This is a genomic window from Rhizobium sp. 862_C5_N1_2, from assembly GCF_051811205.1.
Lineage (GTDB): Bacteria > Pseudomonadota > Alphaproteobacteria > Rhizobiales > Rhizobiaceae > Rhizobium > Rhizobium leguminosarum.
Genome location: NZ_JBPWPT010000001.1, coordinates 4,530,396 through 4,551,708, shown reverse-complemented (window position 1 = coordinate 4,551,708; position 21,313 = coordinate 4,530,396). Strand labels below are relative to the sequence as shown.

Genomic DNA, 21,313 nt, shown 5'->3' with positions numbered 1-21,313 from the left:
CCGGCTTTCTTCACTCTCGTATATAGGTTTTTTGAACCCACTTCCCAATGGCAAGCCCCTAAAACAAGGCATAAAACAGGGGATTATGACGCTTTTCCGTCGCCTTTGCCGCCATTTTCGAGAAGAGCCGATAGCCGGCCTATCTCTGCACTGTCAAGGTTGCGAATCTGCCGGGCCAGCCGGTTGGCAAATTCGGTATATTCGGGGGGCAGGCCGGAGGTGTCGATCACGACGCGCGGGTCGGACGAGCGGGCGAGCAGGAACAGTTCCTCGGCCTCATCCCAGATGATGTTGAAATAGCCGGCGATCCGCTGCAGCAGATCGAAGGTCGGCAAACCACGCTTTCCATGTTCGAGCGCTGAAAGATAGGCGGGAGAGACATTCAACGCTTCCGCCATCTCCTTCTGCGAGACGCCCTTGCGCGCCCGTAGCCTGCGAACCGCCTCTCCGAAGGGTGTCATGGCCTCTCCCCATGCCGCCGCGACAGGCGAATGTAGAGCGCGCCCTCACCGCCATGATGCTGTGCGGCCGGCTCATAGGAGGAGATCAGGTAGCGAAATTCGGGCTTCGAGAACCAGAGCGGCACGGCCCGCTTCAGCGCGCCCTCGCTACCCATCGAGCTGCCCTTGCCCGTGATCACGAGCACGTGGCGCATGCCGCGCTCGTGGGCGCGGATCAGGAAATCGAGAAGGATGGCATGAGCCTGGCTCTGCACCAACCCGTGCAGGTCGATCCGCGCTTCGAGCGCCAGCCGGCCCTTGGCGATCTTACGCTTGACCGGCTTTTCCAGCGGATGATGCACCCCGGCCGATGGCTTCGCCGTTGACGGCGCTGTCGGCTGCGGCGGCATGAGTGTGGCGGGCGTCTGCTTTTCCTGTTCCCGTTCAGCCGCCGCTTCGGCTTCGGCAAGAAAAGCATCGAGTTCGGTCAACGCCCCCGCCTTGCCGGGCATCGGCCGCGTGCTGCGGGCAACCTTGCCCCAGAGGATCCTCTCATCCGCGCTCAGCTTGCGATCCCTGGCCATCAGTCGAATCTTCCGGCGGCGGCATTGGGAATGAGGATGGCGAAATCGGCGTCATTGCGAACGGTGCCGGCACTTTCTCCGGCCGTATCCCCCGAGCCGGTGAAGATATCTCCCCGCGCCGGCCCGACGATCGCCGAGCCGGTATCGAGCGCCAGCATCAGCCGGCTGAACGGCCGGCCCTGGTCGAGATGGGTGAGGCTTTCGGCGTGAATGAAAAACGGAAAGCCGAAGGTATGGATCATCCGGTCGACCGCAAGCGAGCGCCCGGCGAGAAGCGGCACCTTGGCGGCCGCGATCGGACCTGCCTGCGGATCGGCAACCGGCGCTTCACGGAAAAAAATATATGAGCGGTTATGCCATAACACCTCGTCGACGCGCTCGGGATTGCGCGCCAGCCAGGTACGGATCGCCTGCATCGAAATCTCCGCCCGGTCGATCTCCCCGCGCTCGATCAGCAGCTTGCCGATCGCCGAGAAAGCATGGCCGGCCTTCGCCGCATAGGTGATGCGGCCGATACGACCATCCTTATAACGCAGGCGGGCAGCACCCTGCACATGCACGAAGAAGACATCGACCTTCGACTTTGCCCAGGCAATTTCGAGGCCGCGGCCTTCGAGAAAACCCTGATCGATGGCGCGGCGGTCCGGATAGGCCGCGACGCGGCCGTCATGCAGACGGCCAAAAGCATAGGCCTTGTCCAACTCGACGGGACGATTGGCGTCGTCGAGATCGATCAGATCGTCCGGGCGCCTGTAGAAAGGAAAACGGAAAATTTCGTCCGGCCGCTCCGACACGTCGATATCAGGTTCGTAGAAGGCGGTGACGAAGCCGGAATTGCCATCCTTGCGACGAATCAGAAAGGGCCGACAGTGCGTCTCGAAAAAGGCGCGCGCCGATGCCGGAGATGACGGCGTGAAATCTTCGGCGGCGGCGAGAAGCGGAAGCAGGTCTTCCGAGCTCAGGCCAAGCGATCCGGTGCGGTACGGTTTGATATCGGTGATCTGCCGCCGGCAGCTTCGCATGACTTCAAAAAGGCCGGAGGGATCATCATCCTTCCAGCCTTCCAGAGTGTCGAAGCTTATGGCCTGCAGGACGAAGTCCGATGCGTGGTCACTCATGTTCCGATTCGGTCGCCACGAGTTTCCAGTTCGGATCGCGCGAACGTGTGTCGCGGGCAAAGGTCCAGAGGTCGTTGACCTCGGCGACGTTTTCGGCGTCGCCTTCGATCAGCACATCCGCCTTGTCGTAGGTGGCCGATATCAGTTGGCTGACGATGCGCACGGTGATCTGCGCTTCGCTTCCCTTCGTCTCCGCATGGGTGATTTCGGCCTTGTCGATGCCGACGAAAGTGGACTTCACCTTCTCGCCCCGGGCTTCGCGCTCGCCGATCGCCGCATCGAACCCGTCATAGACTTCGCGAGACAGCAAGTTCTTCAGCGTTTTCCGGTCGCCATCGGCATAGGCCATGACGATCATCTCGTAAGCCATGCGGGCGCCGTTCAGAAACTCCTTCGGGCTGAAGGCGGGATCGGCCTTGTTCAGCGCGCGCAGCGATTCGTTGAGCGGCGTTCCGGGTGCCGCGAAAGCATCGATGGCGGCGAAGCGATCCTCGTCCTCCGTCGTCGCATCGCGCCGCGGCAGAGTCACGACCTTGCCGGCATCGGCGGCTTCAGCCGGAGCCGCATCCCGCGGCGTATAGAGATCGCGCGGCGGCTTCTCATTTCCTGTGCGGCGCCCGAGCACGGAGCGGAGCTGAAAGAAAATCAGCACAGCCGCCACCAGGAAAAATAATGTGATGAAGTCGTTCGAACTCATATCGTATCGCAGCCGCCGTTAACATCTCTGATTTGTACTCCCATATAGTCTGCCTATACAGATGATTCAAATGATGGCTGGCATCTTCGCCAGCGCCAAGAGGAGACCGGCGAGCCCGGGACATGACCGACATGCGTTTTTCGATCCTGCCAGCCTTCATTCTGCTGCTGCCGCTCGCCGAAATTGCCGGTTTCGTCGTCGTCGGCCGGGCTATCGGATTGTGGCTGACGCTCGCGCTCGTCATGCTGGGTTTCGTTATCGGCGTGGTCCTGCTGCGCCGGCAGGGCATTGGTATTTTGCGCCGCATGTCGAGTGAAGGACGAAACGGGGTGATGCCGGGCCGCGACCTGCTGCGGCCGGCCATGAATGTCATCGCCTCGCTGCTCCTGATCATTCCCGGCTTCCTCACGGATATCATTGCGATCCTTATTCTCATTCCGCCGGTGCGCGATCTCGTCTGGCGGGCGATCGCCAAACGCTTCGTCGTCGTCAATGCCAAGGGCGGTTTTTCCTCCGCTCCGCAACCCGGTTTCCGCGACCGCAAGCCGAATTCGAAGGTGGTCGATCTCGACGAAGAGGACTATCATAGAGAGCCGGATCGCAACTCGCCGTGGTCCGGCAAACATCTCGGCGATTGAGGCACTGCGGCTGATCAACCGCGCCAAGCGCCCAGGGTTGTAAGCCCTTCCCTGAAATGTTAGATGGCGGCACCATTCCCATGCCCCTCGAGGAAAAGCCAATGGCAGACGATAACAACAGCAACGGTGCGACCAACCCCACCCTTTCGATCCTTGCGCAATATACCAAGGATCTTTCCTTCGAAAATCCGGGTGCGCCGCGTTCGCTGCAGGCCCGCGACAAGGCACCGACGATCAACATCAATGTGAACGTCAACGCCAACCCGCTTTCCGATACGGATTTCGATGTCGTGCTGTCGCTGAATGCCGAGGCCAAGGACGGCGACAAGACGGTTTTCCATACCGAACTCACCTATGGCGGCGTCTTCCGCGTTGCCGGTTTCCCGCAAGAACACATGCTGCCGGTTCTCTTCATCGAGTGCCCGCGCATGCTCTTCCCCTTCGCCCGTCAGATCATCGCCGACGTCACCCGCAACGGTGGTTTCCCCCCGCTGATGATCGACCCGATCGACTTCACGCAAATGTTCGCTCAGCGCGTTGCCGAAGAACAGGCCCGCGCCAAGGTTCAGGCCGTTCCGAACTGATCGGATCTTTCTTGTCTGAAATGCGGATGCCCGGGCTGGTCCCGGGCATTTTCAATTGAGGACCGGTTTAATCGAGGTTGGCGTATTTCGCCCAGACGCTTTTTTCACCGAGCTTGCCGACGAGCGCCTCATGCGCCTGCTCCTCGATTTGGCTCAGGCGCGGCGTGAGCGGCCGGGGCCGCTCGAGCACTGCGGCAATCACCACATCGTCTTCCATCGCCATGTCACCGCGAGCTGCCTGGTTGGATTTGCCGGCCATTCCGAGTCCGAGGGCTGCCTGTCTGCCACCGATCATCTCGATATAGACTTCGGCGAGCAATTCGGAGTCGAGCAGCGCGCCGTGTTTGGTGCGGTGCGAATTATCGATGCCGTAGCGCCGGCAGAGCGCATCGAGCGAATTCGGTCCCATCGGGTGTTTGCGCCGCGCCATCGACAGGGTGTCGAGCACCCTTTCCGGCAGGATTGGCGGCAAACCGATTCGCGCGAATTCCGCGTTGATGAAGCCCATATCGAAGGTGGCGTTATGCGCAATCCACTTCGCATCGCCGAAGAAGGTAAGGATTTGTTCGGCAACCTCCCCGAAAGGCTTCTTGTCCTTCAGGAATTCATCGGTGATGCCGTGCACGGCGAGCGCATCCGGATGAACTTTCTGATCTCCAGGATTGATGAAGATATGGATCGTGTTGCCTGTGGGAAAATGATTGAAGAGCTCGATGCCGCCGATTTCGATAATGCGGTCGGCGCGGTTGTCGAGGCCGGTGGTTTCCGTATCGAAGATAATCTCACGCATTCCGGAAATCTCCTTTGGCAATCCGCGTTTTCAGGTCGGCGACGATCTCCAGCACCCGTTCCCTCGTCACCGCGACACTATGACTGGTGTCGATCAGATAATCGGCCCGCCGCCGTTTTTCCGCGTCCGGCGTCTGGCGGGACAGAATCATGTTGAATTTTTCCTCGCTCATGTCTGGGCGCGCAAGCACCCTCTGGCGCTGAATCTGTGGATCAGTGCTGACGACGACGACGATATCCACTCTTGCCTCGGCGCCGGTTTCGAAAAGCAATGGAATATCGAGCAATACCATGTCGGCGCCGGTGGCGCGCTGTCGCTTCAGAAATTCCCTCTCGCGTTTGCGAACCAGCGGATGAACGATCGCTTCCAGGCGTTTGAAGCCGTCAGGATGAAGAGCAAGCTGGCGGCCAAGTTCATGTCGGTCGACTGCTCCATCCTTCATCGTGCCGGGGAAGGCGGCATTCACCAGGGGTGCAGCCTCGCCGGCATAGAGATCGTGGACCACGGCATCCGAATCGTTCACCGGGATTCCGGCATCGGCGAAGAGCTTTGCCGCCGTCGATTTTCCCATTCCGATGGAGCCGGTGAGACCGATCTTCAGCATTAATGTGCTTCCATATCCGCGATGATGAGCGCGCGCAGCGCCGCGTCGACGATGGGACGCTGGCCGAACCATCTCTCGAATCCGGGCACGGCCTGATGCAGCAGCATGCCGAGACCATCGACGATCGGAAATCCTTGCTCTTCCGCCTGTGCCAGGATCGGCGTCTTCAAGGGCACATAGACAATATCGGTGACGACGGCATCGGCTGCCAGAGGCGAGAAATCGAGTTGCGGCGCCGTCTCGCCATCCATGCCAAGCGAGGTGGTATTGATGAAGAGGCCGGCGCCTTTCATCACTTCAGTAAGCGCCCCGGCCGGGTGGGCCTGAACACGCGGGCCAAAGCGATCCGCGAGTTCACGCGCGCGTTCGACGGTACGATTGACGACATGGATCTCCTTGAAACCGCGATCGCGGACCGCCTGGATGATCGCCCGGCTGGCGCCGCCGGCGCCAAAGACGACGGCCGTGCCATGCCGGTCCCAGCCCGGATGGCGTTCGTCGAGATTGGCGATGAAGCCGCGACCGTCGGTATTTGTCGCATGTAGCGCACCATCCTCCAGCCAGAGCGTGTTCGCGGCGCCGAGCTCGTGCGATAGCGCGTCCGGTTTGTCGGCGAGCCGGAACGCCAATTCCTTGTGGGGAATGGTGACGTTGCCTCCGGCAAAGCCGGAACTGCCGTCCTTCAGCGACTGAATGAAATCGGAAAATGCCTCGGGTGCCACTTCATGAGCGCGGTAGCTGCCTGGCAGGCCGAGCGTCTTCAGCCAATGTCCGTGGATCAACGGCGAGCGCGAATGCTTGATGGGAAAGCCCGTGACAAACGCTTTCGGCCCGAATGTTTCACGTGAATCACCCATCGATCGCTCCGAGTTCTCGCAATTTTTGTAACAACGGCAGCATCGGCAGGCCAAGAATGGTGAAATAGTCACCCTCGATCTTTTCGAAGAGCTGGATGCCCTGCCCCTCCAATTGATAGGCGCCGACGCTGGAAAGCGCCTTTTCGCCAACCCGCGCCAGATGTCTGGCGATGAACTCCGCCGTCAGCGGCCGCATCGTCAGTTCCGCATGGGCGAGATGTTCCCACAAGACCACGCCATCACTGACGATGGCGACAGCGCTGTTCAACCGATGGGTTACACCCGAAAGGGCTTGAAGATGACTGGCTGCGTCGGCCATGTCCTTCGGCTTATGGAAGACGCGGTCACCGAGCGACATCGTTTGATCCGAACCGATGACCAGGCTATCCGGAAAACGGCTACTCACTTCCTCGGCCTTGGCCCTGGCCAGAACGAGGGCCACGGCATCAGGCCTAACGCCGGCTCTTTCCAGCGGCGCTTCGACGGCTCGTTCATCGATCCTTGCGGCATGCGCCTCGAAGGCCAGACCTGCATTTTGCATCAGCATCCGGCGAAAGGGACTCGACGATGCAAGGATGAGTTTTGGCGTCATGGGTTCCTCGGAGTGCCGGCTTTTCGTCAGCGCTTAGCGCAGCTTCGGGCGCAGGGCAACGATTGCCGCGGCTGTTTCCTCGATTGAGCGGCGGGTGACGTCGATCAGCGGCCAGTTGTGACGGGCGCAAAGCGAGCGGGCATATTTCAGCTCCTCCGAAATCGCGGCACGATCGGTGTAGTGTTCGCGGTCGAAGCCCTGCGTCACCCCGAGCACACGATTTTCCCGCACCTGGGAAATGCGGTCGGTGGTGGCGATCAGGCAGACGATCAGCGGTTTGCTCGCGACGAAGAGGCTCTCCGGCAATGGCACGCCATAGACGATCGGAATGTTCGCCGTCTTGATGCCTCGGTTGGCGAGGTAGATGCTGGTCGGTGTTTTCGACGTACGGCTGATCCCGATGATCACGACATCGGCGTCGTTGTAGTCGTCGGGCATCTGACCGTCATCGTGATCCATGGTGAAATTCAGCGCTTCGATGCGCGCGAAGTAACCGGCATTCATCACATGCTGGGCGCCGACCCGACGACGCGACGGGGCCCCGAGATAGATCTGGAAGGCATTCATCACCGGCTCCAGCACATTCACGGAGGCGACGCCCATCTCGATGCAGCGCTCATCGATCAGGCTTGCAAGCTCCCGGTCGACAATGGTGTAGAGCACGATGCCGGGGGCGTCATCGATCGCCTGCAGAACTGGCAGCAGCTGCTTGCGATTGCGGATCAGTGGATAGACATGCTCGATCGGTTGCGCCGATCTGAATTGCGCTGACGCGGCGCGCCCGGCGGAGATCAGAGTCTCTCCCGTTGAGTCAGAAATCAGATGCAGATGAAAGAAGTTCGTTCTGTTCTCCACGCTATTTTCCGCTGCCTGTTGAAAAGACTGGATGAAACAGAGCTACGGCGGCGAGGCAGTCTCCGGCAAGGGAAAACATGCCTCTTTATCCACATTTCGGATTCTGCCGATCGGTTTTGATTGGCCCTGTGGACGACGGGGAAGGGCTAGGATTCTTGAAGGTTCGTCCACAGCCTATCCACAGCTATGAGAAATATTGCCGATCCGGAAGGATTTGGAATCATTTTCGGATTCGGCTTCTCCCCGAGATTTGGACGAGATCGACGAATCTTTCCGATGTTGTTTTGCAGCCGCGCGACAAATGGCATCGGCGGTGGATGGATTTTAATCCTTGATAGTCACCGACTCTAAGAAATAGAAACCTTTTAAAATATCTTTGTTTTTTTATAGGGAAGAAGCGCTTGAGCGATACGCGGCGAAAGATCATGAGGGTTTTGAGTGGCGAGAGCCTCTCCCCTCCTCCTCTCTGGCTGATGAGACAGGCAGGACGTTATCTCCCGGAATATCGGGAGACGCGGGCAAAGGCCGGGAGTTTTCTCGATCTCTGCTACACGCCTGACCACGCTGTCGAAGTGACATTGCAGCCGATCCGCCGCTATGGCTTCGATGCCGCCATTCTGTTTTCTGATATCCTGGTCATTCCCGATGCAATGAAACGGAATGTCCGGTTCACTGAGGGCCATGGTCCGGAGATGGATCCCATCGATGAAGCCGGTATTGGCAGATTGAATGGCGAAGAGGTTGTCGATTATCTCAGGCCGGTTCTGGAAACGGTGCGGCGGCTGCGGGAGGAGTTGCCAGTCGAGACGACGTTGCTCGGCTTCTGTGGCGCGCCATGGACGGTCGCGACCTACATGATCGCCGGTCACGGCACGCCGGATCAGGCCCCTGCCCGTCTTTTCGCCTACAGGCATCCCCGCGCCTTCGAGCATCTGCTGATGCTGCTTGCCGACGTATCGGCCGATTATCTCGTCGCTCAGATCGATGCCGGCGCCGATGCCGTGCAGATCTTCGATTCCTGGGCTGGCGTTCTCGGAGAGAAGGAATTCGAGGCGTTCGCGATCAGGCCGGTTGCGCGGATGATCGCTTCGGTCAAATCGCAACGGCCACATGCTCGCATTATCGCTTTTGCCAAGGGCGCCGGTTATCAGCTCAAGACCTATCGCCAGAAGACGGGCGCAGATGCAATCGGCCTCGACTGGTCGGTCCCGCTGGCCTTTGCAGCCGAACTTCAAAAGGATGGACCGGTTCAGGGCAACCTCGATCCGATGCGCGTTGTTGCCGGCGGCCGGGCGTTGGAAGACGGCATCGACGATATTCTGCAGCAGCTCGGCAATGGTCCGCTGATTTTCAATCTCGGTCATGGCATTACGCCGCAGGCCGACCCCGAGCATGTGCGTCTGCTGGTCGATCGCGTGCGAGGTGGGCGCGTACGAGGCGGGGCGTGACGATGGAAAAACAGACCGATCGGAGATCTGGCGCTTACGCCCGGCGTCGGGCTCATTTCGCGCTGGCTTTCTTCGCGCTGATGGCGATCGGGCTTTTTGCCTGGAACCCCGATAATCTCTACCTCTGGATCAAGGCGCTGCACATCATCGCGGTCATTTCCTGGATGGCCGGATTGTTCTATATGCCGCGGCTGTTCATCTATCACACCGATGCCGAGCCGGGCTCGGTGCAATCGGAAACCTTCAAGGTGATGGAGCGCCGGCTACTTCGAATCATCATGACCCCGGCGATGATGTTGACGTGGATTTTCGGCCTCTATCTCGCCTGGTCGGTTTATGGGTTTCAGGGCGGCTGGCTGCATGCCAAGATCGGTCTCGTCGTGTTGCTGACCGGTGTTCATATGTTCTTCAGCCGCGCCGTCAGAGCGTTCGAGCGGGATGAAAATCGCCGCTCGGCGCGCTATTGGCGGTTCATGAACGAGGCGCCGACGGTGCTGATGATCGTGATCGTCGTCCTCGTCGTGGTGAAGCCGTTCTGAGGAAAATCGTCCTCAGGGTTAAATTTGCTTCATTTTAAGCAGCCCTCTTGCGGCAGCGATTGCGAGTCGCTATTTTCCGCGCATCTCATCTACGTGGCATGTGTGTAGAGTTCAGTCGTCTGCGAGCCCTTTCGCGGTACCGAATACGACCCAACATCGCCTTTCCCCTTTGAAATTGAAAAGAGTATTGGTCACTTCATGGCTGAAATGAAGCTTCAGGAACTTAAGAGTAAATCCCCGACGGATCTGCTGGCATTTGCCGAATCGCTCGAGGTCGAGAATGCAAGCACGATGCGCAAGCAGGAGCTGATGTTTGCGATCCTCAAGATGCTTGCCAGCCAGGATGTCGAAATCATCGGTGAAGGCGTCGTCGAAGTGCTGCAGGACGGTTTCGGCTTCCTGCGTTCGGCCAATGCGAACTACCTGCCGGGCCCGGACGATATTTACATCTCTCCATCGCAGATCCGGCGTTTTTCGCTGAAAACCGGCGATACGGTCGAGGGCCCGATCCGTGGGCCGAAGGAAGGCGAGCGCTATTTTGCGCTGCTCAAGGTCAACACCATCAATTTTGACGATCCGGAAAAGATCCGTCACAAGGTTCATTTCGATAATCTGACGCCGCTCTATCCGAACGAGCGCTTCAAGATGGAACTTGATATTCCCACCACCAAGGATCTGTCGCCGCGCGTGATCGACCTGGTGGCGCCGCTCGGCAAGGGCCAGCGTGGATTGATCGTCGCGCCGCCGCGTACCGGTAAAACCGTGTTGCTGCAGAACATCGCGCATTCGATCACCGCCAACCATCCGGAGTGCTATCTCATCGTCCTGCTGATCGATGAACGCCCCGAAGAAGTGACCGACATGCAGCGTTCGGTTCGCGGCGAGGTTATCTCCTCGACCTTCGACGAACCAGCCGTGCGTCACGTGCAGGTGGCCGAGATGGTCATCGAGAAAGCCAAGCGTCTTGTCGAACACGGACGCGACGTTGTCATCCTGCTCGATTCGATCACGCGCCTGGGCCGTGCCTATAACACCGTCGTTCCCTCGTCAGGCAAGGTCCTGACCGGCGGTGTGGACGCCAACGCTCTGCAGCGGCCGAAGCGTTTCTTCGGCGCGGCGCGTAATATCGAAGAAGGCGGCTCTTTGACGATCATCGCGACCGCGCTGATCGATACTGGTAGCCGCATGGACGAAGTGATCTTCGAAGAATTCAAGGGCACGGGCAACTCAGAAATCGTCCTCGATCGCAAGGTCGCCGATAAGCGCATCTTCCCGGCTATGGACATTCTGAAGTCCGGCACGCGCAAGGAAGATCTTCTCGTTCCACGCCAGGATCTGCAGAAGATCTTTGTGCTCCGCCGCATCCTTGCTCCAATGGGCACGACCGATGCGATCGAATTCCTTATCGACAAGCTGAAGCAGACGAAGAACAATTCCGACTTCTTCGATTCGATGAATACGTAATCCTTAGCCGGATTCATTCTATAAGAGCTGGGGGCATCGTCATGATGTCGCCAGCTTTTCTATTTGAGAGGAATCACGTTCGATTCCAACCGACGGACCAGACGATATGGCCATGTTGAATGATACCATATATGCGCTTTCGAGCGGTGCTCCACCTTCGGGCGTGTCAGTCATTCGAATCAGCGGTCCCCTGACCAGAGATATTTTGGCGAGGCTCGTCGGATCAGTTCCGGCAGCCCGGCACGTATCTCACCGAACGATTCGGACTCGTAACAATCAGCCGATCGATAGCGGCCTGGTGCTGTTTTTTCCTGCCCCTCATTCGTTTACCGGTGAGGATGTTGCCGAGCTGCAGATCCATGGCAGCAAAGCCGTGTTGGCGGCGCTGTTTCACGCGCTTGGCGAAATTCCAGGTGTTCGGATGGCGGTCGAAGGTGAGTTCTCCCGCCGGGCTTTTGAGAACGGCAAACTTGATCTCGTCGAGGTGGAGGGGCTGGCCGATCTCATCGGCGCCGAGACTGAAATGCAGCGACGCCTTGCGGTCGAACATAGCGCAGGCGGGCTTTCCACAATTTACGATTCGTGGGCGGAACGATTAACACGCGCCCGGGCGCTGATTGAGGCCGAACTTGATTTCCCCGACGAGGATGACGTTCCGGGGTCAGTATCGGATATGGTCTGGGCCGATATGGAGAAGCTGCGCAGTGATATCGAGCATCACCTGGCCGCAGCTTCGGCCGGCGAAATTATCAGGGATGGCTTCAAGGTGGTCATCGCCGGGGCTCCGAACGCCGGGAAATCAAGTCTGTTGAACGCCTTGGCGCGTCGTGACGTCGCAATTGTGACGGAGATTGCCGGAACCACCCGCGACGTCCTGCAGGTTGATCTCGATATTGATGGCTATCTGATTAAGCTTTATGACACTGCGGGACTTCGGCAGGCGGATGACCGTGTCGAAATGGAGGGCGTGCGGCGGGCGCGTATTGCGCTTCGCGATGCCGATCTTGTTCTGCTGCTGGTTGACATGGTGAATCCTCTGATACCCGATGACTTGGAGCAGACCTCTCCACATGTTACTGTCGGGACAAAGAGGGATCTCATCGACATCGCCTCGGATCGGTATGATCTGGAGATTTCGACGGCGACGGGTGTCGGTTTGCCGGAACTACGACGGTTGATCGGCAATATCGTCGAGAAACGTTTCGCCGGTCTGTCCATGGCGATTCCCAGCCGGCAGCGGCATAAAGATTCGCTAACGAAATGTTTAGCAGCGCTCGAGGCGGCGTTATCGCAGACAGATGTGAATCTCGAACTGCGGACCGAGCAGCTGCGAATTGCCGCAGAGTATTTGGGCAGAATTACCGGAAGAGTGGATGTCGAACATCTGCTCGGGGTGATCTTCTCGGAGTTTTGTATCGGCAAATGATTCACGTGAAACCCTGGGCGTCAGCTTGACCTGGTTTCACGTGAAACGTCCGCCGGATGTGGAGTCTTGAATGACGGATAATGCCTTCGATGTGATTGTGATAGGTGGCGGCCATGCGGGCTCGGAGGCTGCCAGCGCAGCTGCGCGCCTCGGGGCGAAAACCGGCCTGATTACGCATAGACGAGACACGATCGGCGTCATGTCGTGTAATCCGGCGATCGGCGGGCTTGGCAAGGGCCATCTGGTTCGGGAAATCGACGCGATGGACGGTCTGATGGGACGCGTCGCCGATGCCGCGGGCATTCAGTTCAGGATGCTGAACAAGAAGAAAGGCGCCGCTGTCCGAGGACCGCGGACCCAGGCCGATCGAAAGCTTTATCGCTTGGCAATGCTGGCGGCGATCGAAGCGACGCCTGGCCTGGATATCATCGAAGGCGATGCGTTTGATCTAGAAGTTGTCGATGGTCGCGTCGCTGGCGTGATCATGAAGGATGGTCGGATCTTGAAAGCGCCAGCGGTGGTTTTGACCACTGGTACCTTTCTGCGCGGCCTTATTCATATCGGTTCGGAAAAGACACCGGCCGGGCGTGTCGGTGAACCACCGTCGATCGGCTTGTCTGCTACCCTCGGCCGCTTGGGATTGCAATTGGGACGTCTGAAGACCGGAACACCAGCGCGGTTGGATGGGAAGACGATCGACTGGCAATCCGTCGGTCGACAAGGGGCTGACGAGGAGCTTGTTCCTTTCTCCTTCATGACCGATGCGATTACCACCCCGCAGATCGAATGCGGCGTTACCAGAACGACCGAAGCGACCCATCGCATCATCGTCGACAATATTATGCGCTCGGCAATGTATTCTGGGCAGATCGAAGGCGTCGGGCCCCGTTATTGCCCGTCTATCGAAGACAAGCTGGTGAAATTTGGAGAGCGGGATGGACATCAGGTCTTTCTCGAGCCCGAGGGGCTGGACGATGACACAGTTTATCCCAACGGGATTTCCACCTCCTTGCCGGCGGAAGTACAGGCCGAATTCATTAAAACGATCCCGGGTCTGGAAGTGGCAAGAATACTGCAACCGGGCTATGCGATCGAATATGATCATGTCGATCCGAGAGAGTTGACGCCATCGTTGGAGGTCAAGCGGCTGAGAGGCCTGTTTCTCGCCGGCCAGATCAATGGCACCACCGGATATGAAGAGGCAGCCGCTCAGGGGCTCGCAGCCGGGTTGAATGCTGCTTTGCGAAGCAATGATTCGGATCCGTTTCATTTTAGTCGGACAAGCTCCTACATCGGCGTCATGATTGACGATCTCACGTCACGCGGCGTTACGGAGCCGTATCGTATGTTTACATCGCGTGCAGAGTATCGACTGACTTTGCGCGCTGACAATGCCGATATGCGTTTAACGCCCCTGGCCATGCGGCTTGGATGTGTAAGTGGCGAGCGGGCGCAGCGATTCACATCCTATCAGTCAGAAATTGAAAGTGGTCGGGCGCTGTTGCAGTCGCTGACGATTACACCGAATGAGGCGCGACGCGCCGGCCTAAATATCAATCTGGATGGGCAGCGCCGAACCGCCTATGATTTGCTATCTTATCCAAATTACGATTTTTCCGCGCTCCGGCATGTCTGGCCAGAGTCGCTCGGCGCAATGAGGCCGAAAGTTGCGGAAGCGTTGGAAATCGAGGCGGGCTATTCGGTTTATCTGGATCGGCAAGCGACGGCGATTGCTGATCAGCAGCGCGACGAAGACCGACAGATCCCACTTGCTTTCAATTATGACGCACTTTCCGGACTCTCCAACGAGCTTAAGGCAAAGCTCAATGCTGCTCGCCCTTTCAATATTGCCCAGGCTGCAATCGTTGAAGGAATGACGCCCGCGGCAATCGCATTGCTGCTTGTGCACTTGCGTCGCCTCCCCTCGCCTGAGCGTCATCGGGCCTGATTACGAGATTTGAGAGTCTTTCAGAATGGAATTAAACGGCTTGCGTGTTTCACGTGAAACACAGGAACGGCTTCGACACTTCGCTGCGCTGTTTCAGAAGTGGGCGAAAGCTATTAATCTGGTGGCGCCGTCGACCCTTGAAGACTTATGGGACCGGCACATCGCTGATAGCAGCCAGGTTTTTCAGATTCATCCGCAACCGATAAGCTGGGTCGACCTCGGAAGTGGCGGTGGCTTTCCCGGCGTCATTACGGCGATTTTTCTGGCCGAATTGCAGGACGGATGGGTACATCTGGTCGAAAGCAACCATAAAAAGGCGGCGTTTCTGCGGACAGCGTTGCGGGAGACCAATGCGCGCGGCAGCGTGCATATCCTTCGAATCGAAGATGCCTATCCGGAGATTGGCGAATGTGATGCGATTTCAGCGCGCGCCCTTGCCGATCTTGACGGGCTCCTCGGCTATTCAGCCCCCTGGATGCTTGGCAAGGAAAATTGTCGTGGCTTTTTTCACAAAGGCCGGGATTACTTGAGGGAAATCGACAAAGCACGTGGTCGGTGGGAATTCGATCTGTTAGAACATAAGAGCGCCGTCGAGCAGGAATCCGTTATCTTGGAAGTATCAAATCTCCGGCGCTTGGTTTAACAGATGGGATATTGCGGCAATGGCTGGCGAACGACATCGGATTATCACCATCGCAAATCAGAAGGGTGGCGTTGGTAAAACGACCACAGCAATCAATCTGGCAACGGCGCTCGCGGCTATTGGTGAGCGTGTGTTGATCGTTGATCTCGATCCGCAGGGCAATGCCAGCACCGGCCTCGGTATCGATCGTCGTGATCGCAAGCTTTCCTCCTATGATCTGATGGTTGGTGATCGTGGGATCCCCGACGTAACTCTCGAGACAGCGGTTCCCAATCTCTTTATCGTCCCGTCGACGATGGACCTGCTCGGCATCGAGATGGAGATCTCGCAGCAAAGCGATCGGGTCTTCAAACTGCGGAAAGCGTTGTCTTCGCCCGAAGCCATGGCGTTTTCTTATATTCTTCTGGACTGCCCGCCGTCGTTCAATCTGCTGACAATGAATGCCATGGCAGCAGCTCATTCGGTCTTGGTTCCGCTGCAATGTGAATTCTTTGCGCTGGAGGGGTTGAGTCAGTTGCTTGAGACCGTCAGCCAGGTTCGGCGGACGGTTAACCCGCGTCTGGATATTCAGGGGATCGTCCTGACGATGTTCGATGCGCGCAACAATCTGGCACAGCAGGTTGTCAATGACGTGCGCACGCATCTCGGCGACAAGGTTTACCACACGTTAATTCCGCGCAATGTCCGGGTTTCTGAAGCTCCGTCCTACGGCAAGCCGGCTATTCTCTATGACTTGAAGTGCGCGGGCAGTCAGGCCTATCTGCAGCTGGCCTCCGAAGTCATCCAGCGAGAGCGCCAAAGGCTGGCCGCGTAATATCATTTTCGGGGTGTAGGTGAGTGTAGATCATGAATGACGATGTATCGAAGAGGCGATTGGGCCGTGGCCTTGCGGCGCTGATTGGTGAAATGGATCAGCCTGTCCCGGTGGAAGCCGAGCGGATTATCAGTGCCGACAGGATGATCCCGATCGAGTTCGTTAGCCGTAATCCCCGCAATCCTCGTCGTTTCTTCGATGATGCTGAGCTGCATGATCTCGCAAGTTCCATTCGCCAACACGGTATCGTTCAGCCAATTGTTGTGCGGACCATGTCGCGGGATCGATATGAAATCATCGCCGGCGAGCGACGTTGGCGCGCAGCTCAGCTTGCCGGGCTGATCGAGATTCCTGTCATCGTCCGTGACGTGGATGATAAGACGGCGCTCGAAATCGCTATTGTCGAAAACGTGCAGCGCGCGGATCTCAATGCCCTCGAAGAGGCATTGGGCTATGAGCAGCTTATTGCTGAATATGGTTACACCCAGAACGACCTTGGGGAAATCATTGGCAAAAGCCGCAGCCACGTTGCCAACTCTTTGCGCTTGTTGAAGCTGCCGGATCCGGTTCGCGATCTGCTGGCCGCTGGCAGCCTATCGGCTGGACACGCGCGTGCGCTGGTTTCGACATCTGACCCGGCAAGTCTTGCCCGTACGATCGTTGCCAAGGGCATGTCAGTGCGTGACGCGGAAAAGCTGGCACAGAACAATATAAAGGCTCAGTCGGAACCACAGCAGGCGGCCTTACGACGGGATCAGAAGGATTCCGACACACTGGCGCTGGAGCGGACACTTTCCGATGCACTCGGTCTTGAGGTTGCGATCAATCACAAGGCGGGCGGTGGCCAGATCAAAATTTCCTATAAGTCACTGGAGCAGCTGGAGGAAATCTGCCGTTTGCTCGAGAGGCGCTAAAACGCTGTGCGTCCTTTCGGACGCGCAAAGGACGCACTCACCACTCTTTCAATCCTCGCATCGAGCAGGCCGAAAATCGGTTCCGATTCTCGGCCTGATGCTACTCAGGCGGATTTCCGGCCGGATTGAAGGGTGGTGGACAGAAGCGTTTGCATTGCGACGCTGTCCTCTAGCACCTGTCTCCGTCGGCTTTGCAGAATAGCGGCCTGCAGCCGATTGGATTCCCGCGCGATGCTTTCCGCGGTCCATTGGCGTAATGCCTGTTCGATGATCGGTTTGCGGCGAAAATGCAGATGCCGCCCCATCGTCTGCATGATCTGAGGCGGCTGCAGCCGTTTTTCATCCATCTCGGCGCGCATCGAATCCAGAAGCTGGAATTGCTTCAGGCATGCCTGCAGAACGAGAAAGATCGCGGTTTTCGAGCTGCTGATTTTTTGCATGGCGTGCAAAAAGGCGTTGAGATCGCCGCCGAGGATGGCATCGACGGCGTCGTCAACCGAGATGGCGCTGGCGTCGCCGATTATTTCGGTAACGTGATGTTCTTCCACTGTATCGAAGCCGCGGCAGTATAGAGCAAGCTTGCGAACCTCGTTTCGGGAAGCGATCCTGTCACCGCCGATCAAGGCTATGAGCGCCTGGCGCGCGGCCGGCGTAATGCCGAGCTTCTCTGCCCCGAGCTCAGTATCGATCAAGGCATTGAGAGCGCGGCTGTCATCGGCGTAGGACGGGATCGTCATGACAGATCGTGCGGCCTCCGCCATCTTGCGCAGCAACGAGCCCTTCTTCAGGTCGCCGGCCTCGATGATCAGATAGGCGGCTTCGAGTGGTTTTTCGGCCAGCAACGCCAGGGAATCGACGAGGTATTTCTCGTTGGCGGCGCCGCGGATCCAGATCAATTTCTCACCGCCGAACAGCCCGATCGACTGGACCTCGTCGACCAACCGTCCGGGATCCTTCTGCAGGTCGCCGATATCGAGTTTCGTCAGCGAGAAAGGATCATTGAGCGCGACACCAGTCTTACCGGCGAGCAAGCCTGCTCGTTCGGAAACGAGGCCGCGATCCGGCCCGTAGATGACGAAAATCCGATAGTTCCGCGCCGATTTCTGCAGGAAAGTCTCGAATTCGTGGGATTTTATCTCTGCCACATCTCCGCCCTCAGCGGCTGAGAGCAGCGGCGATATCGGCTCCTACGAATTCCGCCACCTGATCCGCCGCTCGGTTTTCGGCATCGCGGATTGCCCGCTGCTTGGCAAATTCCTGGTCAGGGAAATCCACCAGCGCCGTGGTCGCCCGGCTGCCGGCCTTGATGACGTGATTGTCGGTCGCCGCGCGCAGCGTGTAGGTGACGCTGACGGTCACACGACCGGCTCGCGACGTATCGGCGGATTCCGTAAGCAGCGTATCGGCAACGGTGGATGAGGCGTGCATTTCGACCTGATATTCCGGTTTTTCAGGCTCGCCGGCCCCACGCGACGCAAGGAAGATCAAGTGGTTACGAACCTGCTGCTCGATGCGGCTGCCTGCCGGGGAAAAGCCGACCGAGGAAAGCTTTTCAGTGACACCGGAATTCTCGGAGTAGAGCGGGCGAACCTGGCAGGCAGAGAGAAAAGCCGCGGAGGCAAGGATCATGGCGATGCCGGCATTGCGAGCCAGCTTGCAAGCGATATCAGACGACAATGTTTACAATCCTTTGGGGAACCACGATGATCTTCTTCGGTGCCTGTCCGTTCAACGCGTTCTTCACCGCATCCAGATCCAGCACGGCGTCGGTGACGGCATTCTGATCTGCATCGCGAGAAATTGTCAATTCAGCGCGCTTCTTGCCGTTGATCTGTACCGGCAGGACGACATCGTTTTCGATGACGAGTGTTTCGTCGTATTGCGGCCAGCTTGCCCGGGCAAGCAGTCCTGCATTGCCGAGCGCGGCCCAGCATTCCTCAGCCAGATGCGGCGTCATCGGAGAGACGAGCTGAATCAGGATCTCGGCGGCATCGCGTACGGCCGCGCGATAGGTGGCATCACCCTCGCCTGCTGCAACCCTCGTCATCGGTGCGGCCAGCGCGTTGACGAGTTCATAAATTCGGGCAACGGCTTTGTTGAACCAGAGCTTGTCATAGTCGTTCTGGACCGCCTTCAGCGTCTTGTGGGCAGCCTGGGAGATTGACAACGCGTCCCCATCGATTGCCGGCGCCGGTGCGACGGCGGAGAGCGCGTCCGCGGCTTCGGAAATCAGGCGCCACAGACGCTGGGTAAAGCGATGAGCGCCCTCGACGCCTGCCTCGGACCAGATAACATCACGCTCCGGCGGGGAGTCGGACAGAACGAAGAAACGAGCGGTATCGGCGCCGTAGGAGGCGATGATATCGTCGGGATCGACGACGTTCTTTTTCGATTTCGACATTTTCTCGATCGAGCCGATCGCGACTTCCTCGTTGTTCGTCAGCAAGAAAGCCCGGCGTTTGCCGTCGAGTTCGTCGATGCGGATATCGGCGGGTGCCACCCATTCGCGGCTGGCGCCTGCGCCGCGGCTATAGGTTTCGTGGACCACCATGCCCTGGGTGAAGAGACCCTTGAAAGGTTCGGTGGCGGCCACGTGACCGGTCTCGCGCATGGCGCGGGTGAAGAAGCGGGAATAGAGCAGGTGCAGGATCGCGTGCTCGATGCCGCCGATATACTGGTCGACCGGCAGCCAGCGGTTTGCCGCCTGCGGATCGGTCGGCTTTTCTTCCCAGGGTGCGGTGAAGCGGGTGAAATACCAACTCGAATCGACGAAGGTGTCCATCGTATCCGTCTCGCGGCGTGCATCCTTGCCACAGTTCGGGCAGGAGACATGGCGCCAGGTCGGATGACGGTCAAGCGGATTGCCCGGCTGGTCGAAGGTGACATCATCGGGCAGCTTGACCGGCAGATCCTCCTTCGGCACCGGCACGACACCGCAATCATCGCAATGGATGACCGGAATCGGGCAGCCCCAATAACGCTGGCGGGAAATGCCCCAGTCGCGCAGACGGAAATTGACCTTGCGCTCGCCCTGCGGCGCATTGCCGAGCGAAGCGGCCGACAGCCGGTCGGCGACGATATTGAAGGCTTCCTCGGTCGTCTTGCCGTCGAGGAAGCGGGAGTTGATCATCACGCCATCACCGTCATAGGCGGTGTCGACGACGGAAAAGTTTGCGGCATCGCCATCCCTCGGCATGACGACGGGCACCACCGGCAAGCCATATTTTCGAGCAAAATCAAGGTCGCGTTGGTCGCCCGAGGGGCAGCCGAAGATCGCGCCCGTGCCATAATCCATCAGGACGAAATTGGCGATATAGACCGGCAGTTCCCAGGAGGGATCGAGCGGGTGCCTGACGCGGATACCGGTATCCATGCCCTTCTTTTCGGCGGTCTCGAGTGCTGCGAGCGACGTGCCGGCGCGGCGGCACTCCTCGCAGAAAGCTTCGATAGCCGGGTTCTTCGCGGCGGCATCCTTTGCCAGCGGATGATCGGCGGCGATCGCCAGGAAGGAGGCGCCGAAGAGCGTGTCCGGTCGGGTGGTATAGACGGTGACTTCGCTCTCGCCGGCCGGTGCCGTTTCCGGCACGATCTCCCAGCGGATCGTCAGGCCTTCCGAACGGCCGATCCAGTTCTTCTGCATCAGGCGCACTTTTTCCGGCCACTGGTCAAGCGTATCCAGCGCGTCCAGCAGATCCTGGCTAAAGTCGGTGATCTTGAAGAACCATTGCGTCAGTTCGCGCTGCTCGACGAGCGCACCGGAACGCCAGCCGCGGCCATCGATCACCTGTTCGTTGGCCAGCACGGTGTTATCGACAGGATCCCAGTTGACCTTCGACTGTTTGCGATAGACCAGGCCCTTCTCCAGGAAATCCAGGAAGAGATGCTGCTGCTGCTGGTAATATTCGACGTCGCAGGTGGCGAATTCGCGGCTCCAGTCCAGTGAAAGCCCCATGGCCTTCAGCTGCGCCTTCATTGAGCCGATATTCTGGTAGGTCCAGGAGGCGGGGTGAACACCACGCTCCATGGCGGCATTCTCCGCCGGCATGCCGAAGGCGTCCCAGCCCATCGGATGCAGCACGTTGTAGCCGCGGGCGCGCTTGTAGCGGGCGACGACATCGCCCATGGCGTAATTGCGGACATGGCCCATATGGATGCGCCCCGATGGATAGGGGAACATTTCGAGGACGTAATATTTTTCGCGCGGATCGGCATTGTCGGTCTCGAAGACCTTGTCTTCATTCCATTTCTGCTGCCAGCGGGGCTCGGCATCGCGCGGATTATAACGTTCGGTGGCCATAGTATTCGTATTTCCGGAAAATCAGGGGAGGTTGGTCGAGACCTTCACCATGAAACCACCG

Annotated in this window: 22 protein-coding genes; 10 read left to right on the top strand and 12 right to left on the bottom strand. The window is 58.5% G+C overall.

The features are described 5' to 3' along the window. Positions 1–83 precede the first annotated feature (83 nt). The 4 genes from ACD590_RS22380 to ACD590_RS22365 are packed head-to-tail and all read right to left on the bottom strand — an operon-like array spanning position 84 to position 2,839. A complete protein-coding gene (locus ACD590_RS22380; RefSeq protein ID WP_018244167.1) occupies positions 84–461 on the bottom strand; it encodes a helix-turn-helix domain-containing protein in 378 nt (125 codons plus the stop codon). After that, positions 458–1,024 (bottom strand): Smr/MutS family protein, encoded by a 567-nt coding sequence (locus ACD590_RS22375; protein WP_047622455.1) that lies wholly within the window; start codon positions 1,022–1,024, stop codon positions 458–460. The genes ACD590_RS22380 and ACD590_RS22375 overlap by 4 nt, the downstream gene beginning before the upstream one ends. Continuing rightward, complete coding sequence (mltA, locus tag ACD590_RS22370) at positions 1,024–2,142, bottom strand: murein transglycosylase A (RefSeq protein ID WP_439003377.1); 1,119 nt, start codon at positions 2,140–2,142, stop codon at positions 1,024–1,026. The genes ACD590_RS22375 and mltA overlap by 1 nt, the downstream gene beginning before the upstream one ends. Further along, positions 2,135–2,839 (bottom strand): Tim44/TimA family putative adaptor protein, encoded by a 705-nt coding sequence (locus tag ACD590_RS22365; RefSeq protein ID WP_018068923.1) that lies wholly within the window; start codon positions 2,837–2,839, stop codon positions 2,135–2,137. The genes mltA and ACD590_RS22365 overlap by 8 nt, the downstream gene beginning before the upstream one ends. A 131-nt stretch (positions 2,840–2,970) precedes the next feature. On the opposite strand from ACD590_RS22365, the gene ACD590_RS22360 reads away from it, so the two are divergent. After that, positions 2,971–3,477 carry an FxsA family protein gene (locus ACD590_RS22360; protein WP_439003566.1) on the top strand — a complete coding sequence of 169 codons (507 nt, stop codon included), beginning with the start codon at positions 2,971–2,973 and terminating at the stop codon, positions 3,475–3,477. Between the two features lie 101 nt (positions 3,478–3,578). Further along, positions 3,579–4,061 (top strand): protein-export chaperone SecB, encoded by a 483-nt coding sequence (gene secB / locus ACD590_RS22355; RefSeq protein WP_017995590.1) that lies wholly within the window; start codon positions 3,579–3,581, stop codon positions 4,059–4,061. Between the two features lie 67 nt (positions 4,062–4,128). Here the strand turns inward: secB and dnaQ are convergent, their stop codons facing one another. The 5 genes from dnaQ to ACD590_RS22330 are packed head-to-tail and all read right to left on the bottom strand — an operon-like array spanning position 4,129 to position 7,759. Further along, positions 4,129–4,851, bottom strand: coding sequence for a DNA polymerase III subunit epsilon (gene dnaQ, locus ACD590_RS22350; protein ID WP_018244163.1), 723 nt, complete (start codon positions 4,849–4,851; stop codon positions 4,129–4,131). Continuing rightward, a complete protein-coding gene (coaE, locus tag ACD590_RS22345) occupies positions 4,844–5,455 on the bottom strand; it encodes a dephospho-CoA kinase (RefSeq protein ID WP_018448410.1) in 612 nt (203 codons plus the stop codon). Before coaE ends, dnaQ begins: the two co-directional genes overlap by 8 nt. Next, a complete protein-coding gene (locus ACD590_RS22340; RefSeq protein ID WP_130653335.1) occupies positions 5,455–6,312 on the bottom strand; it encodes a shikimate dehydrogenase in 858 nt (285 codons plus the stop codon). The genes coaE and ACD590_RS22340 overlap by 1 nt, the downstream gene beginning before the upstream one ends. Then, positions 6,305–6,904: a Maf-like protein gene (locus ACD590_RS22335; protein ID WP_131605747.1), complete on the bottom strand. Its 600-nt coding sequence runs from the start codon at positions 6,902–6,904 to the stop codon at positions 6,305–6,307. The genes ACD590_RS22340 and ACD590_RS22335 overlap by 8 nt, the downstream gene beginning before the upstream one ends. A 33-nt stretch (positions 6,905–6,937) precedes the next feature. Next, entirely contained in the window at positions 6,938–7,759 is an 822-nt protein-coding gene (locus ACD590_RS22330) for a pyruvate, water dikinase regulatory protein (protein ID WP_011649834.1), read from the bottom strand. Positions 7,760–8,160: 401 nt separating this feature from the next. On the opposite strand from ACD590_RS22330, the gene hemE reads away from it, so the two are divergent. The 8 genes from hemE (at position 8,161) to ACD590_RS22290 (ending at position 16,955) form a co-directional block, all read left to right on the top strand. Continuing rightward, positions 8,161–9,207, top strand: a complete 1,047-nt coding sequence (gene hemE, locus ACD590_RS22325; protein WP_183619391.1) for a uroporphyrinogen decarboxylase — start codon at positions 8,161–8,163, stop codon at positions 9,205–9,207. 2 nt (positions 9,208–9,209) lie between these two features. Beyond that, positions 9,210–9,746, top strand: a complete 537-nt coding sequence (gene hemJ / locus ACD590_RS22320; RefSeq protein WP_032980616.1) for a protoporphyrinogen oxidase HemJ — start codon at positions 9,210–9,212, stop codon at positions 9,744–9,746. Positions 9,747–9,944: 198 nt separating this feature from the next. Then, positions 9,945–11,210, top strand: a complete 1,266-nt coding sequence (gene rho / locus ACD590_RS22315; protein ID WP_011654069.1) for a transcription termination factor Rho — start codon at positions 9,945–9,947, stop codon at positions 11,208–11,210. A gap of 106 nt (positions 11,211–11,316) precedes the next feature. Further along, positions 11,317–12,636 carry a tRNA uridine-5-carboxymethylaminomethyl(34) synthesis GTPase MnmE gene (gene mnmE, locus ACD590_RS22310; RefSeq protein ID WP_183619393.1) on the top strand — a complete coding sequence of 440 codons (1,320 nt, stop codon included), beginning with the start codon at positions 11,317–11,319 and terminating at the stop codon, positions 12,634–12,636. Between the two features lie 70 nt (positions 12,637–12,706). Then, positions 12,707–14,584, top strand: coding sequence for a tRNA uridine-5-carboxymethylaminomethyl(34) synthesis enzyme MnmG (gene mnmG, locus ACD590_RS22305; RefSeq protein ID WP_183619396.1), 1,878 nt, complete (start codon positions 12,707–12,709; stop codon positions 14,582–14,584). 25 nt (positions 14,585–14,609) lie between these two features. Beyond that, positions 14,610–15,227 carry a 16S rRNA (guanine(527)-N(7))-methyltransferase RsmG gene (rsmG, locus tag ACD590_RS22300; protein ID WP_112905587.1) on the top strand — a complete coding sequence of 206 codons (618 nt, stop codon included), beginning with the start codon at positions 14,610–14,612 and terminating at the stop codon, positions 15,225–15,227. Positions 15,228–15,246: 19 nt separating this feature from the next. Next, positions 15,247–16,041 carry a ParA family protein gene (locus ACD590_RS22295; protein WP_018244154.1) on the top strand — a complete coding sequence of 265 codons (795 nt, stop codon included), beginning with the start codon at positions 15,247–15,249 and terminating at the stop codon, positions 16,039–16,041. 32 nt (positions 16,042–16,073) lie between these two features. After that, the gene (locus ACD590_RS22290) at positions 16,074–16,955 is read left to right on the top strand and encodes a ParB/RepB/Spo0J family partition protein (RefSeq protein ID WP_018244153.1); all 882 of its coding nucleotides are present in this window, start codon (positions 16,074–16,076) and stop codon (positions 16,953–16,955) included. 104 nt (positions 16,956–17,059) lie between these two features. Here the strand turns inward: ACD590_RS22290 and holA are convergent, their stop codons facing one another. Genes holA through leuS form a run of 3 tightly spaced genes read right to left on the bottom strand, consistent with a single transcriptional unit; the run spans position 17,060 to position 21,252 of the window. After that, a complete protein-coding gene (holA, locus tag ACD590_RS22285; RefSeq protein ID WP_222285700.1) occupies positions 17,060–18,100 on the bottom strand; it encodes a DNA polymerase III subunit delta in 1,041 nt (346 codons plus the stop codon). Positions 18,101–18,110: 10 nt separating this feature from the next. Then, positions 18,111–18,632, bottom strand: a complete 522-nt coding sequence (gene lptE, locus ACD590_RS22280) for an LPS assembly lipoprotein LptE (RefSeq protein WP_018244151.1) — start codon at positions 18,630–18,632, stop codon at positions 18,111–18,113. Then, the gene (leuS, locus tag ACD590_RS22275) at positions 18,622–21,252 is read right to left on the bottom strand and encodes a leucine--tRNA ligase (RefSeq protein ID WP_130653329.1); all 2,631 of its coding nucleotides are present in this window, start codon (positions 21,250–21,252) and stop codon (positions 18,622–18,624) included. Before leuS ends, lptE begins: the two co-directional genes overlap by 11 nt. Positions 21,253–21,313: the final 61 nt, after the last annotated feature.

Excerpts from the sequence above, each read along its gene's own strand:
- rho (WP_011654069.1), top strand. The coding sequence starts at position 9,945 with ATGGCTGAAATGAAGCTTCAGGAACTTAAGAGTAAATCCCCGACGGAT.
- mnmE (WP_183619393.1), top strand. The coding sequence starts at position 11,317 with ATGGCCATGTTGAATGATACCATATATGCGCTTTCGAGCGGTGCTCCA.
- dnaQ (WP_018244163.1), bottom strand. The coding sequence starts at position 4,851 with ATGCGTGAGATTATCTTCGATACGGAAACCACCGGCCTCGACAACCGC.
- coaE (WP_018448410.1), bottom strand. The coding sequence starts at position 5,455 with ATGCTGAAGATCGGTCTCACCGGCTCCATCGGAATGGGAAAATCGACG.
- ACD590_RS22340 (WP_130653335.1), bottom strand. The coding sequence starts at position 6,312 with ATGGGTGATTCACGTGAAACATTCGGGCCGAAAGCGTTTGTCACGGGC.
- mnmG (WP_183619396.1), top strand. The coding sequence starts at position 12,707 with ATGACGGATAATGCCTTCGATGTGATTGTGATAGGTGGCGGCCATGCG.
- rsmG (WP_112905587.1), top strand. The coding sequence starts at position 14,610 with ATGGAATTAAACGGCTTGCGTGTTTCACGTGAAACACAGGAACGGCTT.
- secB (WP_017995590.1), top strand. The coding sequence starts at position 3,579 with ATGGCAGACGATAACAACAGCAACGGTGCGACCAACCCCACCCTTTCG.
- ACD590_RS22375 (WP_047622455.1), bottom strand. The coding sequence starts at position 1,024 with ATGGCCAGGGATCGCAAGCTGAGCGCGGATGAGAGGATCCTCTGGGGC.
- ACD590_RS22290 (WP_018244153.1), top strand. The coding sequence starts at position 16,074 with ATGAATGACGATGTATCGAAGAGGCGATTGGGCCGTGGCCTTGCGGCG.
- mltA (WP_439003377.1), bottom strand. The coding sequence starts at position 2,142 with ATGAGTGACCACGCATCGGACTTCGTCCTGCAGGCCATAAGCTTCGAC.
- ACD590_RS22365 (WP_018068923.1), bottom strand. The coding sequence starts at position 2,839 with ATGAGTTCGAACGACTTCATCACATTATTTTTCCTGGTGGCGGCTGTG.
- ACD590_RS22380 (WP_018244167.1), bottom strand. The coding sequence starts at position 461 with ATGACACCCTTCGGAGAGGCGGTTCGCAGGCTACGGGCGCGCAAGGGC.
- leuS (WP_130653329.1), bottom strand. The coding sequence starts at position 21,252 with ATGGCCACCGAACGTTATAATCCGCGCGATGCCGAGCCCCGCTGGCAG.
- hemJ (WP_032980616.1), top strand. The coding sequence starts at position 9,210 with ATGGAAAAACAGACCGATCGGAGATCTGGCGCTTACGCCCGGCGTCGG.
- ACD590_RS22335 (WP_131605747.1), bottom strand. The coding sequence starts at position 6,904 with ATGACGCCAAAACTCATCCTTGCATCGTCGAGTCCCTTTCGCCGGATG.
- ACD590_RS22295 (WP_018244154.1), top strand. The coding sequence starts at position 15,247 with ATGGCTGGCGAACGACATCGGATTATCACCATCGCAAATCAGAAGGGT.
- ACD590_RS22360 (WP_439003566.1), top strand. The coding sequence starts at position 2,971 with ATGCGTTTTTCGATCCTGCCAGCCTTCATTCTGCTGCTGCCGCTCGCC.